This window comes from Actinosynnema sp. NPDC050801 (assembly GCF_040673975.1).
Lineage (GTDB): Bacteria > Actinomycetota > Actinomycetes > Mycobacteriales > Pseudonocardiaceae > Actinosynnema.
Window position 1 is genome coordinate 194660 of record NZ_JBFAQZ010000002.1, and the last position, 15484, is coordinate 210143.

15 protein-coding genes are annotated in these 15484 nt (G+C 72.6%); 10 read left to right on the forward strand and 5 right to left on the reverse strand.

Going from position 1 to position 15484, the window contains the following annotated elements; translation table 11 throughout:
- From AB0K14_RS05720 to AB0K14_RS05745, 6 genes are all read left to right on the forward strand, one after another.
- Positions 1 to 1209, forward strand: a complete 1209-nt coding sequence (locus tag AB0K14_RS05720; RefSeq protein WP_360447850.1) for a cytochrome P450 — start codon at positions 1 to 3, stop codon at positions 1207 to 1209.
- A 109-nt stretch (positions 1210 to 1318) separates the two neighbouring features.
- Positions 1319 to 1543, forward strand: coding sequence for an MbtH family protein (locus AB0K14_RS05725; RefSeq protein WP_360447852.1), 225 nt, complete (start codon positions 1319 to 1321; stop codon positions 1541 to 1543).
- The gene (locus tag AB0K14_RS05730) at positions 1543 to 2487 is read left to right on the forward strand and encodes an ATP-binding cassette domain-containing protein (RefSeq protein WP_360447854.1); all 945 of its coding nucleotides are present in this window, start codon (positions 1543 to 1545) and stop codon (positions 2485 to 2487) included. Before AB0K14_RS05725 ends, AB0K14_RS05730 begins: the two co-directional genes overlap by 1 nt.
- A gap of 238 nt (positions 2488 to 2725) precedes the next feature.
- The gene (locus AB0K14_RS05735) at positions 2726 to 3976 is read left to right on the forward strand and encodes a cation:proton antiporter (RefSeq protein ID WP_360447856.1); all 1251 of its coding nucleotides are present in this window, start codon (positions 2726 to 2728) and stop codon (positions 3974 to 3976) included.
- A complete protein-coding gene (locus AB0K14_RS05740; protein WP_360447858.1) occupies positions 3973 to 4482 on the forward strand; it encodes a flavin reductase family protein in 510 nt (169 codons plus the stop codon). The genes AB0K14_RS05735 and AB0K14_RS05740 overlap by 4 nt, the downstream gene beginning before the upstream one ends.
- A gap of 83 nt (positions 4483 to 4565) precedes the next feature.
- Entirely contained in the window at positions 4566 to 5159 is a 594-nt protein-coding gene (locus AB0K14_RS05745) for a hypothetical protein (protein WP_360447860.1), read from the forward strand.
- A 15-nt stretch (positions 5160 to 5174) separates the two neighbouring features.
- Here AB0K14_RS05745 and AB0K14_RS05750 read toward each other — a convergent pair whose 3' ends face one another.
- Both AB0K14_RS05750 and AB0K14_RS05755 read right to left on the reverse strand, forming a co-directional pair.
- Entirely contained in the window at positions 5175 to 6242 is a 1068-nt protein-coding gene (locus AB0K14_RS05750) for an LCP family protein (RefSeq protein ID WP_360447862.1), read from the reverse strand.
- Positions 6239 to 6745: a SigE family RNA polymerase sigma factor gene (locus AB0K14_RS05755; protein ID WP_360447864.1), complete on the reverse strand. Its 507-nt coding sequence runs from the start codon at positions 6743 to 6745 to the stop codon at positions 6239 to 6241. Before AB0K14_RS05755 ends, AB0K14_RS05750 begins: the two co-directional genes overlap by 4 nt.
- Before the next feature lie 160 nt (positions 6746 to 6905).
- Between AB0K14_RS05755 and AB0K14_RS05760 the strand changes: the two genes are divergently transcribed.
- From AB0K14_RS05760 to AB0K14_RS05770, 3 genes are all read left to right on the forward strand, one after another.
- On the forward strand, positions 6906 to 7604 hold the full coding sequence (locus AB0K14_RS05760) for a Clp protease N-terminal domain-containing protein (RefSeq protein ID WP_360447866.1): 699 nt from the start codon (positions 6906 to 6908) through the stop codon (positions 7602 to 7604).
- 141 nt (positions 7605 to 7745) lie between these two features.
- A complete protein-coding gene (locus AB0K14_RS05765) occupies positions 7746 to 9035 on the forward strand; it encodes a DUF4032 domain-containing protein (protein ID WP_360447868.1) in 1290 nt (429 codons plus the stop codon).
- 25 nt (positions 9036 to 9060) lie between these two features.
- Positions 9061 to 10062 carry a YdcF family protein gene (locus AB0K14_RS05770; protein ID WP_360447870.1) on the forward strand — a complete coding sequence of 334 codons (1002 nt, stop codon included), beginning with the start codon at positions 9061 to 9063 and terminating at the stop codon, positions 10060 to 10062.
- Here AB0K14_RS05770 and AB0K14_RS05775 read toward each other — a convergent pair.
- Both AB0K14_RS05775 and AB0K14_RS05780 read right to left on the reverse strand, forming a co-directional pair.
- A complete protein-coding gene (locus AB0K14_RS05775) occupies positions 10052 to 10873 on the reverse strand; it encodes an intradiol ring-cleavage dioxygenase (RefSeq protein ID WP_360447872.1) in 822 nt (273 codons plus the stop codon). The genes AB0K14_RS05770 and AB0K14_RS05775 overlap by 11 nt on opposite strands.
- Positions 10874 to 10918: 45 nt before the next feature.
- Positions 10919 to 12736: a prolyl oligopeptidase family serine peptidase gene (locus AB0K14_RS05780; protein ID WP_360447874.1), complete on the reverse strand. Its 1818-nt coding sequence runs from the start codon at positions 12734 to 12736 to the stop codon at positions 10919 to 10921.
- Positions 12737 to 12917: 181 nt separating this feature from the next.
- Here AB0K14_RS05780 and AB0K14_RS05785 point away from each other — a divergent pair, with 181 nt between their 5' ends.
- Complete coding sequence (locus tag AB0K14_RS05785) at positions 12918 to 13454, forward strand: winged helix-turn-helix domain-containing protein (protein WP_360447876.1); 537 nt, start codon at positions 12918 to 12920, stop codon at positions 13452 to 13454.
- Between the two features lie 98 nt (positions 13455 to 13552).
- On the opposite strand, the gene AB0K14_RS05790 is transcribed toward AB0K14_RS05785, so the two are convergent.
- Positions 13553 to 15469, reverse strand: a complete 1917-nt coding sequence (locus AB0K14_RS05790) for an FAD-dependent oxidoreductase (protein ID WP_360447878.1) — start codon at positions 15467 to 15469, stop codon at positions 13553 to 13555.
- Between the last annotated feature and the right edge of the window lie 15 nt (positions 15470 to 15484).

Here is a 15484-nt window from a genome sequence, read left to right on the forward strand (position 1 = left end):
ATGATCGCCGATCCGGCCACCCTCGACCTCGCCGACCCGCAGACGTTCCTGGACGTGGACCTGCCCGAGCTGTGGCGCCGCCTGCGCGCGGAGAGCCCGGTGCACTGGAACGAACCGCGCGGCGACAACCCCGGTTTCTGGGCGGTGACCCGCCACGCCGACTGCGTCGCCGCCTACAAGGACAACAAGCGGCTCACGTCCGAGCGCGGCAACGTGCTCACCACGTTGTTGCAGGGCAACGACTCCGCGTCGGGCAAGATGCTCGCCGTCACCGACGGGGAGCGGCACCGCTCGGTGCGCAACCTGATGCTCAAGTCGTTCTCGCCGCGGTTCCTGGAGTCCGTGGCCGAGCAGGTCCGCAAGCGCACCAGGGCGTTGCTGTCGGAGGTGATCGAGCGCGGGTCGTGCGACTTCGCCACCGACGTGGCCGACCACATCCCGATCAACACCATCGGCGACCTGATGGACGTGCCCGCCGGGGACCGGGCGAAGCTCGTCGACTGGAACAACCGCACGTTGAGCCGGATCAGCTCCGAGGACAGCCAGATGGACGAGTGGCTGGCCCGCAACGAGATCCTGCTCTACTTCAGCGACCTGGCCGACCAGCGCCGCCGCAACCCCGGCGACGACGTGCTCAGCGCGTTGGCCAACGGCCTCATCGACGGCGAGCCGCTGGCCGAGGACGAGGTGGTGTTCAACTCCTACAGCCTGATCCTGGGCGCGGACGAGTCGAGCCGGATGTCGTCGATCGGCGCGATCCTCGCCCTCGCCGAACACCCCGAGCAGTGGCGGGCGCTGAAGAACGGCGACGTCTCCCTCTCCACCGCCACCGAGGAAGTCCTGCGCTGGACCACGCCCGCGATGCACTTCGGCCGGCGCGCGGTGACCGACGTCGAGCTCGGTGGTCGGACCATCCGCGAGGGCGACGTGGTCACCATGTGGAACAGCTCGGCGAACTTCGACGAGGACGTGTTCGAGGACCCGGCGCGGTTCGACCTGGGCCGCACGCCCAACCGGCACATCGCGTTCGGCTTCGGGCCGCACTTCTGCGTCGGCGCCTACCTGGGCCGCGCGCACGTGTCGTCGGTGCTGGAAGGCCTGCGCGACCTGGTCTCGGAGATCCACGTCGAAGGACCGCCCACCCGCCTGTACTCCAACTTCGTCTACGGCTACAGCAGCCTGCCCGTGCGGCTGTCGCCGCGGTCCTGAGCACGACCGCCGTTCCACCGCATCACCCATCTGTCAGCGCCCGGTCAGCGCGGGCCGAAAGCATTGACCAACTGGGGTCCCCCATCCGCCCGAGGGTACGGAGAACCGAATGACGAACCCCTTCGACGATCAGGACGGCAGGTTCCTCGTGTTGGTGAACGACGAGGGCCAGCACTGCCTCTGGCCCGCGTTCGCCGAGGTCCCCGCCGGGTGGACCGTCGCGCTCGCCGAGTCCACCCGTGAGGCCGCGTTGTCCTACGTGGAGGACAACTGGACCGACATGCGCCCCCGCAGCCTGCGCGAGGCGGGCGCCGGCGAGAGCAGGGCGAGCTGATGGACCTCGCCATCGAAGTCACCGGACTCCGCAAGACCTACGACAAGACCGAGGCCCTGCGCGGCATCGACCTGTCCGTGCGCACGGGTTCGGTGCTCGGGCTGCTCGGTCCCAACGGCGCGGGCAAGACCACCGCCGTGCGGGCGCTGGCCACGTTGCTCGTGCCGGACGGCGGGCAGGCCAAGGTCGCCGGGTTCGACGTGGTGCGGGAGCCGCGCGAGGTGCGCCGCCGGATCGGGCTGGCCGGGCAGAACGCGGCCGTGGACGAGCTGCTGACCGGCCGGGAGAACCTGGTGCTGCTGGGCAGGCTGCTGCACCTGGGCGGTGCGGGCGCGCGCCGGCGCGCGCAGGAGCTGCTGGAGCGGTTCGACCTCGTGGCCGCGGGCGACCGCCCGGTGGGCACCTACTCCGGCGGGATGCGCCGCCGGCTAGACCTGGCCAGCTGCCTGGTGGGCCACCCGCAGGTGCTGTTCCTGGACGAGCCGACCACCGGCCTGGACCCGGCCAGCAGGCAGTCGCTGTGGAACACGGTGCGCGGCTTGGTGGCCGAGGGCATGACCGTGCTGCTGACCACCCAGTACCTCGAAGAGGCCGACTACCTGGCCGACCAGATCGTGGTCATCGCCGCCGGCCAGGTGATCGCCGACGGCACGCCGGACGAGCTCAAGCGCAAGGTCGGCCAGGAGTGGCTGGAGGTGGCCGTCGCGCTGCCCGACCGGTTGCCCGCGGCGGTGGGCGTGCTCGCGCCGCTGGCCGTGGACGAGCCGACCACCGACCCGGCCAAGGGCCTGGTGAAGCTGCAACTGCGCGACGGCATGGACGGCATCGCCGCCGCCGCCGTCGCCCTCAGGGACGCGGGGGTGGACGTCGCCGACTTCGCGCTGCGCCGCCCGACCCTCGACGACGTGTTCTTCAACCTCGTCGGGCACCAACCCCAGGGCTGAGCGGCACCCACCGCAGAGCCGCTCGACACCCACCGCCGACGGCACCACCCGTCGCGGAGCCGATCGACACGACCGCACAGGGCTCCACCTGTCGCCGAGCTGATCGACACGACCGCAGAAGGCACCACCGACCGGTGAGAAGGGATTTGGCCGTGCACATGCGCATCCCCAACTTCGCGGGCAGCCGCGCGCTGTCGATGACCAGGCATGACGTCTTCGGATCACCGGGGGCGCGACCATGAGCGACATCCTGTTGCGCGCGGGGCACGTGGTCGCCGTCCTGGCGGTCGTGCTGGTCGCGGCGTACCTGGGCCGGCTCGCGGCACGCGCGTCGCGGCAACCCGAGGTCATCGGCGAGATCCTGGCGGGCATCCTGGTGGTGCCCGCGGTGCTCGCGGTCGGCGGCGCGCCGACCCTGGCGGCGGTGCTGCCCACCGACGTGGTGGGCCCGCTGAAGGTGATCGGCCAGATCGGCCTGGTGCTGTTCCTCGTCGGCGTGGCGCACGAGTTGCGGCACGGCGGCTCCGTGCCCGGCGCACGCGCGGTCGGCTGGGTGACCGCCGGCTCGTTCGTGCCCGCCCTGCTGACCGGCCTGGCGATGGCCGCGTGGGTGATCTGGGCGGCCGCCCCGGACCTGCGCGGCGACGCCCCCACACCGGCGCTCGTGCTGATGGTCGCGGTCGCGTTGAGCGTCACCGCCGTGCCCGTGCTGGCCCGGGTGCTGGAGGACCGCGGGATGGTCGACAGCCCGGCGGGCAAGCTCTCCATGGCCGCGGCCGTGGTCACCGACTCGGCGGCGTGGGTGCTGCTGGTGGTGGCCGTCGGCATCTCCGGCGGCGTCGTGGTGTCCCTGGTCCTGGTCGCCCTCGGCGTCACGGTGACCGTGGTGGGCCGGATCCTGCTGCGCGGCCGGGTGCCCATGTCGACCGCCGAGCGCTTCCCCCGCGCCACCGGCGCCGCCGTCGCCGCGCTGGCGCTGCTGGTCGCGTTCCAGTTCGAGCACTGGGGCCTGACCGCCGTGTTCGGCGCGTTCGTGGTCGGCCTCGCGATCCCCGGCGGCGCGTGGGCGAAGGTCGTGCGGCCAGTCATGGGGTTGGGCCGGTTGCTGGTGCCGGTGTTCTTCGTGGTGGCGGGCATGGGCGTGGCGAACGCGCCGCGCGGCTCGGTGCCGTGGGCCGCCATCGTGATCGCCATCACGCTCGCCGTCGTCGGCAAGGTCGGCGGCGGCTACCTCGGCGGGCGGTTGGCCGGTCAGGACCGGCGCACCTCGATCACGGTCGGCGTGCTGGTGAACACCCGCGGCCTGACCGAGATCGTCGTGCTGCAAGCCGGGTACAGCGCCGGTCTGCTCTCCGTGCAGCTGTTCCTGGCCCTCGTGGTGATGGCGCTGGTGACGACCGGCATGACCGGTCCACTGCTCTCCCTCATCGAACGCACCCGCGCCCCGAAGCGCGTGCCGGTCCCCGAGCTGCCCGGGAGCAGGTCATGACCCAGTCGCTGCCCGCGATCGAGATCGCCGAGTTCCGCACCCTGATGTCGCACTTCCCGACCGGCGTCGCCATCATCACCACCACCGCCGAGGACGACTCGCCGCGCGGCATGACCGTCTCGTCGGTGTGCAGCGTGACGTTGTCGCCGCCGACGCTGCTGGTCTGCCTGCGCAACGGCAGCCCCACCCTGGACGCCGTGCTCGCCCGCGGCGCGTTCGCGGTGAACTTCCTGCACGGCAACGCCAAGGCCGTGGCGGAGTTGTTCGCCTCCGGCGCACCGGACCGGTTCGACCTCATCCCGTGGCACCTGCCACCCAGCGCCGGCGGCCCGCACCTGGTCGAGGACGCGCACGCGGTGGCCGACTGCAAGGTCAGCCGGACCGAGGCGGTCGGCGACCACACGGTGGTGTTCGGCGAGGCATTCCAAGTCGCGCAGGAACAAGGCCACCTGCCGTTGCTCTACGGGATGCGCGAGTACCAGGTCTGGCGGGCCGACCAGGGGTAGGGCTGGCCCTACCGGCAGTTGGAGAACCACGATCGCCCCGGCGGCCCCTGTCGCCGGGGCGGTTCGCCACTAGCCTCGGGAACGTGGCCCGGTTCTCGCCAGTCATCGCCAGGTACGTGCCGGAGAACTTCGACCTGTGGCCGGTGGCCGGTGGCAACGGCCCGTGGCTGCACCTCGACGGGACGGTGGACCACGACGAGGTCGGCGCCGTGCTCTGCACGCTGTACCTGCACAGCGGCGGCCGGGGCGCGCGGAACGCGGACGCGGCCGTGCACGAGCTGATCGGCTTCGACAGCCTGTTCGCGCGCGGCGGCCTGCTGCTCGACGGCGACGACGGCGTGCGCGCCGAACCCGGCGGCACCGACCTGTTCGAGTGGCGCACGTGGCTCGGCGCGCTGCACCGCGCGCCGGTCGACCTCGGTCACCCGCCCGCGCCGCGGGTCGAGTACGTGGGCGAGGACGTCGTCCGCGTGTGGGTGGACGAAGGGCTCGACGTGCCGCACGTCGACCTGCCCAGGCGCGCCCTGCCGGCGATGCTGCGCGCCGCCCAGCGCGACCTGGTCGACTTCCTCGGCCCGCTGCGCGGCTGGGCCGGCGTCCACTCACCGCACCAGGCGGAACTCCTGGTGGCGAGCGTGGACGCCGGCCTGCAGATCACCGAGCCGTTACCGCTGTAGCCAGTACCGCTGTAGCTAGCTCACGCAGCCGCGCTCCGACTCCTGCTCGCCGGGTGACTGGGTCTGCGTGGCGGCCGGCGGCTCGGTGAACCCGCCGGTGGGCGTGTCGGCGGCGCCGTCGGCGAAGAAACCCGCCGCGAACGCCCGGACCGCCGCCGGGTCGACCGCATGGCCCCGGACCGGGCCCGTGCCGTTCTCCACGTCGACCTCAGCGCCCAGCGGGATGATCGCGGTCCGCATGGTCGGGGTGATCCGCTGGGCGAACTCCAGCAGCTCAAGGCCCGGGTCGGTGCGCACGGTGGACCGCGCCGCCTCGACCACCCGCGCCACCAGCGCCGGGTCCTGCGCGCCGACCACCTTCGCCGCCAAGGCGCGCAGGAACACCTGCTGCCGCATGACCCGGTCCAGGTCGCCGTTGGGCAGCCCGTTGCGCTGCCGCAGGAACGCCAGCGCCTGCTGTCCCCCCAGCAGGATGCGCCCGGCGGGCAGGTCGACGCCGGAGAGGTGGTCGCGGGCCGGCTTGCGCAGGCAGACGTCCACCCCGCCCACCACGTCGGACAGCGCGGCGACACCCGCCACGTCGATCTCGGCGTGGTGGTCGACCGCCACGCCGGTCAGCGACTCGACCGCCCGCGCCAACGCCTCCGCGCCCGCCTGACCGCCCCCGACCTCACGGCCGCGGGCGTAGGCGGAGTTCAGCCTGTCCACGCCGACGCCGGGCAGGTCGACCAACGCGTCCCGGGGCAGCCACACCGCGCTGACCGGGGTGTCCGCGGCGATCCGCACCAGCACGATCGAGTCGGTGTTCCCGCCGCCGTCCGTGCCGATCAGCAGCACGGTCCGCGCGTTCGAGGCGGGCGCCACCTGCTTGGCCGGCGGTGCCGAGGCCGTCCGGTCGACCGCCAGCGGCACGATGACCGCGACGGCCGCCGCGGCGACGGTCAGGGTGGCCGCGGCGAACAGCGCGATCGGCCGCCGCCGGGACCGCTTGCGCCGCAGTTCGGCGAGGACGGCGCGGTGGTCGACGGCCTGGTCGGCCTCGGCCGCGATGGCCTCCCGGATGAGAGCTTCGTGGTCGGTCATCGCAGCACCTCCGACGGCGTTTTCTCGTTGACCCGGAGCTTGTGCAGCGCGCGGGAGATGTGGCTGCGCACGGTGCCTTCCGTGCAGCCCAGGACTTCGGCGATCTCCGCGTCGGTGCTGTCCTCGTAGTAGCGCAGCACCAGCGCGGCCCGCTGCTTGCGCGGCAGCACGGCGATCCGGGCGCGCATCGCGTCCCGCTCGGCGTGCCGGATCGCGGGGTCGGCGACCGCGGGCGCCAGGTCGTCCAGCGAGACGTGGGTGGAGGAGACGTCCCTGGCCGCCCGACGCCGCCGCCACGACAAGTACTCGTTGGTCACCATCCGCTTGACGTAGAGGTAGGGCACGTCCACCGCCCCGATCCGCGCCCACCGCTGCCGGGCGCGCAGCAGCACGTCCTGGACGATGTCCTGGGCGAGGTGCTTGTCGCACGTCAAGGCCGTGGCGTAGCGCAAGAGTCGATCAAGACGTTCGGTGACGAACTGGTCGTAGTCGTCGTCCGGCACGTCGCCCCCTTCTGCCGCTGTCGGTTTCGCGTTGCGTTCGGGAAACCCTTGAGAGGACGCGCCACGTTGAACCACATGGGTGTGACCTGCGGCACAGCTTGTGTATAACCCTGCTAGGGGGTATGAATGGGGTTATAGAAATCCGAGGGGGTCGGGCACCGTGCCGAAGATCAACGTCTACCTGCCCGACGACCTGTCCGAGCAGGTGAAAGAGGCGGGCGTGCCCGTGTCGGCGGTGTGCCAGCGCGCGCTGGAACAGGCCGTGCGGCGGATCGGCACGATCAGGGCGATCAGGCTGGACGAGCCGGCGACGCAGGACGCGGCGGCCCGGCAGTCGAGGTTCACCGATCGGCTGCGCACCGTGCTGCGGCTGGCCGCCGACCGCGCCCGGGCGGACGGTTCGGCGACCGTGGGCACCGGGCACCTGCTCGGCGGCGTGCTGGAGGAGGGGGCGAACCTGGCGTTGCGCGTGCTGCGGGCGATGGACGTCGACCCGGAGCGGGTCCGCCTGCCCGAGCGGTCCGGCGACGCCGCACCCACCGCGTACGGCACCACGGCCGCCGCCGCGCTGGAACTGGCCGTCACCGAGGCGCTCACCCTGGGCCACGACTACGTCGGCTGCGAACACCTGCTGATCGGCCTCGTCGCCGAACCCGACGGCTCGGCGGGCCGGGTGCTGCGCGGCCTGGGCGTCGACCCGCGCGGCGCCCGCCAGGCCGTGGTGGCGGCGTTGAGCGGTCTCGCGCACCTCCAGGCCGCCACGGCGGCGCGGCCCGACCAGACCGCCGCGATCACCGCGGTGGTCCGTCGGGAGCTCCAGCCGCTCGTCGAGCGGATCGAGCGACTGGAGAGCGCCTGACCGGGCCGTGCGGTCCGCAGTCGCACCGGGGGGTCGGCCGCGGACCGTTCTGGATCGTGATGACCAGGACACATCGCGTGGCTGGACGGCGTCGTGACGAGGTAGCTTCGGCGTCGTCCGCGCACCAGCCACGGGGAGCACATGCGATTCCTCTTCCGCCCACCCGCCACCGAGGCCGGTGGACTGCTCGCCCTGCCGTGGGCCCAGCCCCTGGAGGAGTGGGACGAGAAGCTGCTGCTGACCGTCCCGCAGCGGGGCATCTCGCGGCACGTCGTGCGGTTCGTGGCCAGCGAAGGGCGCGTGTACGCGCTCAAGGAGATCTCCGAGGCGCTGGCCCGCCACGAGTACGCCGTGCTCGGTGAGCTGGAGGGGGAGGGGATGCCCTCGGTGTCGGTGCTCGGGCTGTGCGTCGACCGCCCCGACGACCAGCAGGCCATCCTGGTCACCCGCTACCTCGACCACTCCATGTCCTACCGCTACCTGTTCTCCAGCCCGCGCGGCGACCACTCGGCCGAGCGCCTGGTGGACGTGCTGGTCGAACTGCTGGTGCGGTTGCACCTGTCCGGCACGTTCTGGGGCGACTGCTCGCTGTCGAACACGCTGTTCCGGCTCGACGCGGGCAACCTGGCCGCGTACCTGGTCGACGCCGAGACCGTCGAGCGCCACCCGCAGCTGTCGGACGGCCAGCGCACCTACGACGTGGACCTCGCCCGCGAGCGCATCGGCGGGGAGCTGATGGACCTCGAAGCGGGTGGTCTGCTGCCGGCCGACATCGACCCGGTCGTGGTGGCCGACAGCGTGCCCGAGCGCTACGCCGCGTTGTGGGACGAGGTGACCCGCGAGGAGTTCTTCCGCCTGGACGAACAGCGCTACCGGGTCGCCGAGCGCCTGCGCCGGCTCAACGACCTCGGCTTCGACGTCGGCGAGGTCGAGCTCGTCACTTCTGACAGCGGCGCGCGGCTGCGGGTGGACATCCGGGTCGCCGAGATCGGCCAGAGCCGGCGCGAGCTGTTCAAGCTCACCGGCCTGGAGGCGCAGGAGGGCCAGGCCCGCCGCCTGCTCAACGACCTGCGCTCGTTCCGCGCGTACCTGGAGCAGCGCGACGGCGCCCCGGTGCCCGAGACCACCGCCGGGCACCTGTGGCGCAACGAGGTCTACGACCCGGTCGTCGCCGCCGTCCCACCCGATCTGCTCGGCGTGCTCGCGCCGGCGGAGCTGTTCCACGAGGTGCTGGTGCACCGCTGGTTCCTGTCCGAGAACGCGGGCCGCGACGTCGGCACCACCGCCGCGTTGCGCTCCTACCTCGCCACCGTGCTGCCGGACCGGGAGGCGGCGGAGCGGGAGGGGGACCCGGCGGACGGGGATCCGGAGGAGGACCCGGCGGACGAGGGCCCGGAGGGCGGGCACTTGGAGGACGCGGACCTGGCGTGACCGCGGGCCGTCTACATTGGCCGGCATGATCTTCGGGATCGCGGCGCTCGTGACCGCCCTGTTCCTCGTGGTCGGCGTGCTGCGCGACCGGCGGCGACTGGGCAACGCGGTGTGGCTCGGCGTGACGCTGGTGTTCCTCGTGCTGTGGCTGGTGTTCCGGGCCTCGGTGAACGGCGGGTGGTCCGCCGTCGTCGTCGGGTACGCGGTCGTGGTCGTGCTGCTGGGGTTGGGGTTCGTGCTGCCGGGCGCGCTGATCGCCAACGGCGTGCTGATGGTGCGCCGGGAGGGTTTCGGCCTGGCGAACCTGCTCTCGTTGCTCGCCGGGCTCGCGATCTTCGGCGTCGTCGTCGCGTTCGGGTTCGCCACCGCGCACACCGGACCCGTGGTGGACGCCGTGATCGGGTCGCTGCTGATCGTCGCGGCCTACGTCGCGTTCCTGTTCGTCAGCCTCCTGCTGTACTCGATCGTGTACGGCAGCGTCGGCCGACGCACGGGCTTCGACGCCGTGGTCGTGCTCGGCGCGGGCCTGATCGGCGACCGCGTGCCGCCGCTGCTGGCCGCGCGGCTGGATCGCGGCCTCCACCTGTACCGGCGGGAGGTCGCCGCCGGCCGCACGCCGTTGCTCGTCGTCTCCGGCGGGCAGGGGCCGGGCGAGGTGGTGTCCGAGGCGGCGGCGATGCGGGACTACCTGCTGCGGCGCGACGTGCCGGACGAGCTGATCGTGCCGGAGGACCGGGCGACCACGACCGAGGAGAACCTGAAGTACAGCGCCGAGCTGCTCGTCGAGCGGGGCTGGACCGGTCGGGCGGTCGCGGTGACCAACAACTTCCACGTCTTCCGCGCCGCCGTGCTGGCCCGCCGGCTGCGGTTGCGCATGCAGATCATCGGCGCGCCCACGGCGTGGTACTTCCTGCCCAGCGCGTTCCTGCGGGAGTTCGCCGCGCTGCTCGCCCACAACCCGGTCGTGCACACCGTCACGTGCGGCCTGCTGGTCGGGCTGCACCTGCTGCTGACCCTCACACCCTGACCGTGAGCGAGGCCGTGTAGCCGGAGTCGACGTCACCGGTGACGTCGGCCAGCTGCTCGTCGTGCCCGTCGCGGAACACGTTGTCGTCCGCGAGGGAGGTCCGCGCCATGTTGCGCACGCTCTGCACGTACCCGGTGGTGCCGTAGACGGCCTTGCACACCTGCTCGGGCAGCGCCAGCTGGGTCGTGGTGATCTTCGTGCCCGCCTTGGTCGCCTCGGCCAGGCTCGGGTAGACCTCGAAGTGGATGTGCGGCCACCGGCCCGCGTAGGCGGCGGGGAACACGCTGGTGAACGCGAGCCCGCCGGACGAGTCCGCCTCCTGCACGCCGCGCAGGTAGTCCTCCTCCGTCACGCCGGAGGAGTACAGCGAGTACTTGCCGTCGATGTCGCAGTGCCACAGGTACACCGCCGCGCCCGCGTACGGCGCGCACCCGGACCTGTTGTCCAGCACGGTGAGCTCGATGCGCAGCGGCACGCCCTCGGCGGTGCGCGAACCGGTGCCAGAGCTGGTGCGGATGTCGCCGCGCACGATGCCCGACCGGGTGAGCACGTTCGGGCCGTTGGACCCGTCGCCGGGGTACGGTCCGGCGGTTTCCCGGGGGATCACGTCGCCGCAGTCGGCGGCGGTGGTGGACGCGGTGGTGGACGCAGTGGTGGACGCAGTGGTGGACGCAGTGGTGCCGGTCGGGTCGCCGCCGGTGGCGCACGCGGTCAGCGAGGCGAGCCCCACGCCGCCCAGCAGCGTGAGGGCCCGCCTGCGGGTCAAGGTGGCCAGGTCGAAGGCGAGGCCGCGGTCGTGGATCGGCGTCATGCCGTCCACCATGACGCCGGTTCCTGTGGGCCGCCTGTGGAGTTGCTATGCGGTAGTCAGCGCCAAGTGCTCGGCGAACCACGAGACGATCAGGTCGACCGTGTCGGCGAGCCCGGCCCGGTCGATGCCGTGCCCCACCCCGGGGTGCAGCACCAGCCGTGCCGGTTTGTCCAGCTCACGCAGCCTGCGGTACATCTGCTCGGACTCCTGCGGGTTCACGTTCTTGTCGTTCTCCCCGTGCATGATCAGCACCGGCGCGCGGAGCCGCTCGGCGTTCTCCAGCGGGCTGCGCTCGGTGAGGCGGGCCACGTCGGCGGGGTCGTCGGGGTCGCCGATCCAGTCCACCGCCCGCTTGCGCCAGGTCGGCGGGAACGACCGGATGTCGCTGAGCAGGTCCGACGGCCCGCACTCGCTCACACCCGCCCGCCACAGGTGCGGCAGCAGGGTCAGGCACGCCAGCGCGGCGAACCCGCCGTAGGACGCGCCGTGCACGCCGACCCGCGTCGCGTCGGCCCACGGCACGTCGTCCAGCAGCCGGACCGACGCCTCCAGGTCGATCAGGTCACCGCCGCCCCAGTCGCGGTAGATCAACCGCTGGTAGCGCATCCCGTAGCCGGACGACCCGCGGAAGTTCGGCGCGAGCACACCGATCCCGCGGTGCAACAACGCCTGCACCACCGGCTGGAACAGCGGCAGCGACTGCACCTCCGGTCCACCGTGGACGGTCACCACGACCGGCGCCGGGTGCTCCGCGCTCGCCGACGGCGGCCGGTAGAGCAGGCACGGCACGGTGAGCCCGTCCGCGCCGACCGCGCGGACCACCGTCGGCGGCACGATCGGCGACGGCAGACCCGCACCGCAGTCGGTCAGCTGCCGGGCCACCCCGCGCGGCAGGTCGACCAGGAACAGGTCGGTCGCCGCGTCCGGCCGGCCGAGCTGCACCAGGAGCTCGCCGGACGGCGTGAAGCGCGGGGCGAACCCGTCGAGGCCGAATTCGGTGACCGCGACACCGCGCGGCAGCCCGACGACGTCGGCGGCCGGACCGCCCACGTCCGCCCACCGCAGCCGGGTGTACCCGTCCTCGTTGACGCCCCACGCCAGCCGCGTGCCGTCCGGTGCGAGCGCGGCGCCCTCCACATCGGACTCCGGCGTGTCGATCCAGCTCAGCCCGCCGTCGAGGGACAACACCGCGAGGCCGAGGAAGTCACGGTCCTGGGATGTGCACAGGTAGACGCCGGTGGAGTCGGGCAGCCACGCGACCGGGTGGTACTTCGCCGGACCGTCGTGCGGGGTGAGCAGCCGGACCGCGCCGTCGGTCAGGTCGCACGCGAACAGGTCCTGCTCGGTCTGCTGGTGCAGCCGCAGCACGAGCAGCAGCCGCGAGTCGGGCGAGAAGCCCATCGGCAGGTACCGGTCGTCGCCGTGCAGCACGATCCGCTCGTCACCGGTGCGCAGGTCGCGCACCAGCACGTCGAACACCTCGGGGTCGCGTGCGTTGGAGGCGTAGGCGAGCAGGGTGCCGTCGGCGTTGTAGGGGCGCCCGGTGCTGCCGAAGGGCACGCCGATCTCGCACCGCACGCCGTCCTGGGCGACCAGCCACTCGACGTCACCGGTCACCGGGTCCACCTCGGCGAGCCGGTGGTCCTCGCCGCCGTCGGGGTCGGTCAGCACCAGCAGCCGCGCGCCGTCCGGTCGCCACGCGCACCGGTTGACGGACCCGGCGACCTCGATGTGCCGGGCTTCGCCGTCCAGCGGCAGCACCCAGGGCTGCGGCCGGCCGGAGGCGTCGCTCACGTACGCCACGCCCTTGCCGTCGGGGCTGGGGTCGGCGCCGTACAGCCACTCGAAGTCGGTCCAGCTCACCGTCCCACCTCCGCGATCCCGCCGCCGGTCGCCCGCGTGACCCGCCGTCCTGCCCGGCTCCACCTCGTCCGCCACCGTGCTGCCCACCGGCACCCCCGAGTGATTTCACTTTGTGCAATCGGTAGCAGTGAACCAAATCGGTGACCGTCGCGGCAAGAGCGGGTGGGTTAGCCTCTTCGGCGTGCCGGTCCTGCCCGATCACCCCGCCCGCGACGCCACGGTCGAGGAGCTGAAGGCGCTCGCGCACCCGTTGCGCTGGCGGGTCCTGCGGTTGTGCTGGGACCGGGCGTTGACCAACAAGGAGCTGTCGGACCGGCTCGACGTCGCGCCGGCGACCGTGCTGCGGCACGTGCGGGCGTTGGTTAAGGCCGGGTTCCTGGCCGCCGACCCGGTGCGCAGCGGTGCGCGCGGCGCGTTGGAGCGGCCCTACCGGGCGACCGGCCGGACGTGGCGGCTCGGGCTCGTCGACGTGGCGGGGGAGGGCCTGGCCCAGCGGGTGGACCTGGCGATGCTCGCCGCGCACCGCGCCGAGGTGCTGGAAGCCGGGCCGGACGCGAACCGGGAGACCGCCAGGGGGGTGCTGCGCCTCGGCGCGGCGTCCCAGGCCGAGCTCAACACCCGGCTGCTGGAACTGGTCACCGAGTTCGCCGGGCGCGACGAGCCCGACGGTGAACCGCTGAGCTACCTGTGGTCCCTGGTGGCGCGTTCCGAGCGTTGAACTCGGGGGTCCTGAACGTAGGACTCGCGGGACGCGAACGTAGGACACGCGCGTTCTGGAGGTAGGACACGCGGGACGCGAAGGTAGGACTCGCGGGGTCAGGCGGCGCCGGTTCGGCGGGTGGCGGTGGGGAGGGTGGCGGAGCCCAGGGCGTTCTCCAGTTGCTCCCAGCGGGTGACCAGGTCCGACATCATCAGCATCAGCACGTCGGGGAAGGCGTGGAGGAAGCTCTGGTACCGGTAGTGGTCCAGGTAGAGCACCACGACGTCGTCGCCGAGCGCGGTGACCGAGGTGGTGCGGGCGTTGAAGAACAGGTCGTGGTGGCCGAGCACGGTGCCCCGGCCCAGCACCGCGCGCTGGTAGATGCCGCCGAAGTCGACCTCGACCTCGCCGCGCGCGACGAGGAACACCCCGTGCGCGGCCTCGTCCTCCCGGCAGATCTGGTCGCCCGCGGTGAACGGGATCTCGTCGAACATCGAGGCGAGCGTCTCCAACTCGGAGTCGACCAGCGAGGCGAACAGCCGCACCCCGTGGGGGTCGACGCACTCGCGCAGGCACGCCACCCGCTCGGTGAGCTCGCGGTCGGTGATGTGGGTCATCCGCATCCGCGCGAAGCGCAGCATCCGGTCGGTGTTGCGCGACTGGCGACGTGAGGTGCCGGCGCTCGGCGGGGTGTAGAGGGCGGAGTCCCCGCTGATCCGCGCGGCTTCGCGCAGGCCGGACTCGTAGGCGCTGTGCACGCAGCCCCAGTGGTAGGGGTTGGTGCCCTCGCCGGCGAAGAACAGCCGGTCGCCGACCGGTTCGGCGAGCGTGCCGATGTCCTTCGACGAGGAGTCGACGCCGATGCAGGTGTACGTGCCCCGGGCGAACGGGTCGCCGGACCACGCGGTGCGCGAGACGTGCTCGGGCGCGGGCGCCCCGGCGCCGAAGAGGTCGTGCACGACGGTGGTGGCGTAGCCGGCGACCTCCTCGTCGGACCAGGTCTCCACCTCCCGGCCGAGCGAGGCGCCGAGCAGCATCACCAGCACCGGCTTGCCGTGGGACTTCCACATGCTGATGACGACCGTGGGGTAGCGGTCGGTGTCGCGGCACAGGTAGCCGAACACGTACTGGTCCCGCGGCCAGAAGGGCTCGCGGTAGTGCAGGGCGATCTTGTTGAGGGTGCCGAAGCCGAGCCGGGCGATCGCCGACCGCTTGGCCTCGGGCAGCGGGGGCTCGAAGTCCACCACCCCGGCCTTGAGCACGCCCAGCGGCACGGTCACCAGCACCTTGTCGGCCTCGAACCCGCCGCGGTCGGTCGTGACCCGCACCCGCCCGCCGCCGGTGTCGACCCGCGTGACCACGTGCCGCAGCCGCACGTCCAGCCCTTCGGCCAGGGCGTCGACCACGGACTGGTAACCCTGGTGCAGGACGCTGTCGCCGTAGCCGTAGACCAGGTAGCCGTCCTCCCAGTACTGGAACGACAGCTTGTCGACGTCCTCGGCAACGTCCTCGCGCAGGATCACGTTGAGGTGGTAGCGGACCGCCTGCTCGTCCTCGGGCGACAACCCGCGCTCGGCGAGCACCCTGCGGAGGGCCTCGCCGAGCGGCATGTCCGGGTGCCGCCCCTTGCGCGCGATCGCGGCCCGCCGTTCGAGCTCGTGCAGCACGTCGTCGGCCAGTTCCAGGGTGCGGCTCTTGCGGCGGTGGTTCGCCAGGCGGTGGTCCGCGCCGAACAGGTCCAGGCTGTCGAAGCCACCGGTGTAGGCGCTGTCGCCGCCCACGTAGCTGTACGGAATGCCCAGGTCCTCGACCAGTTCGGTGATCGGGTTGCCGTCGGTGCCGTGGATCCAGTGCGCGCCGAGGTCGACGCCGTGCTCGTCGGTGTGGATCCGCCCGCCGACGCGGTCACGTGCCTCCAGGACGGTGACCGGGTGGCCGAGGTCGCGCAGTGCCCGCGCCGCGGCCAGGCCGGCCATGCCGGCGCCCACGACCAGGACGCTGGGCGGGCCGTCGGCGTCGGCGCTTGCGGACATGACCCGATTGTCGGC

What these genes read in the sequence shown, in the direction of transcription:
- AB0K14_RS05720 (WP_360447850.1), top strand. Translation starts at nt 1, where the DNA reads ATGATCGCCGATCCGGCCACCCTCGACCTCGCCGACCCGCAGACGTTC.
- AB0K14_RS05725 (WP_360447852.1), top strand. Translation starts at nt 1,319, where the DNA reads ATGACGAACCCCTTCGACGATCAGGACGGCAGGTTCCTCGTGTTGGTG.
- AB0K14_RS05730 (WP_360447854.1), top strand. Translation starts at nt 1,543, where the DNA reads ATGGACCTCGCCATCGAAGTCACCGGACTCCGCAAGACCTACGACAAG.
- AB0K14_RS05735 (WP_360447856.1), top strand. Translation starts at nt 2,726, where the DNA reads ATGAGCGACATCCTGTTGCGCGCGGGGCACGTGGTCGCCGTCCTGGCG.
- AB0K14_RS05740 (WP_360447858.1), top strand. Translation starts at nt 3,973, where the DNA reads ATGACCCAGTCGCTGCCCGCGATCGAGATCGCCGAGTTCCGCACCCTG.
- AB0K14_RS05750 (WP_360447862.1), bottom strand. Translation starts at nt 6,242, where the DNA reads ATGACCGACCACGAAGCTCTCATCCGGGAGGCCATCGCGGCCGAGGCC.
- AB0K14_RS05765 (WP_360447868.1), top strand. Translation starts at nt 7,746, where the DNA reads ATGCGATTCCTCTTCCGCCCACCCGCCACCGAGGCCGGTGGACTGCTC.
- AB0K14_RS05770 (WP_360447870.1), top strand. Translation starts at nt 9,061, where the DNA reads ATGATCTTCGGGATCGCGGCGCTCGTGACCGCCCTGTTCCTCGTGGTC.
- AB0K14_RS05775 (WP_360447872.1), bottom strand. Translation starts at nt 10,873, where the DNA reads ATGACGCCGATCCACGACCGCGGCCTCGCCTTCGACCTGGCCACCTTG.
- AB0K14_RS05790 (WP_360447878.1), bottom strand. Translation starts at nt 15,469, where the DNA reads ATGTCCGCAAGCGCCGACGCCGACGGCCCGCCCAGCGTCCTGGTCGTG.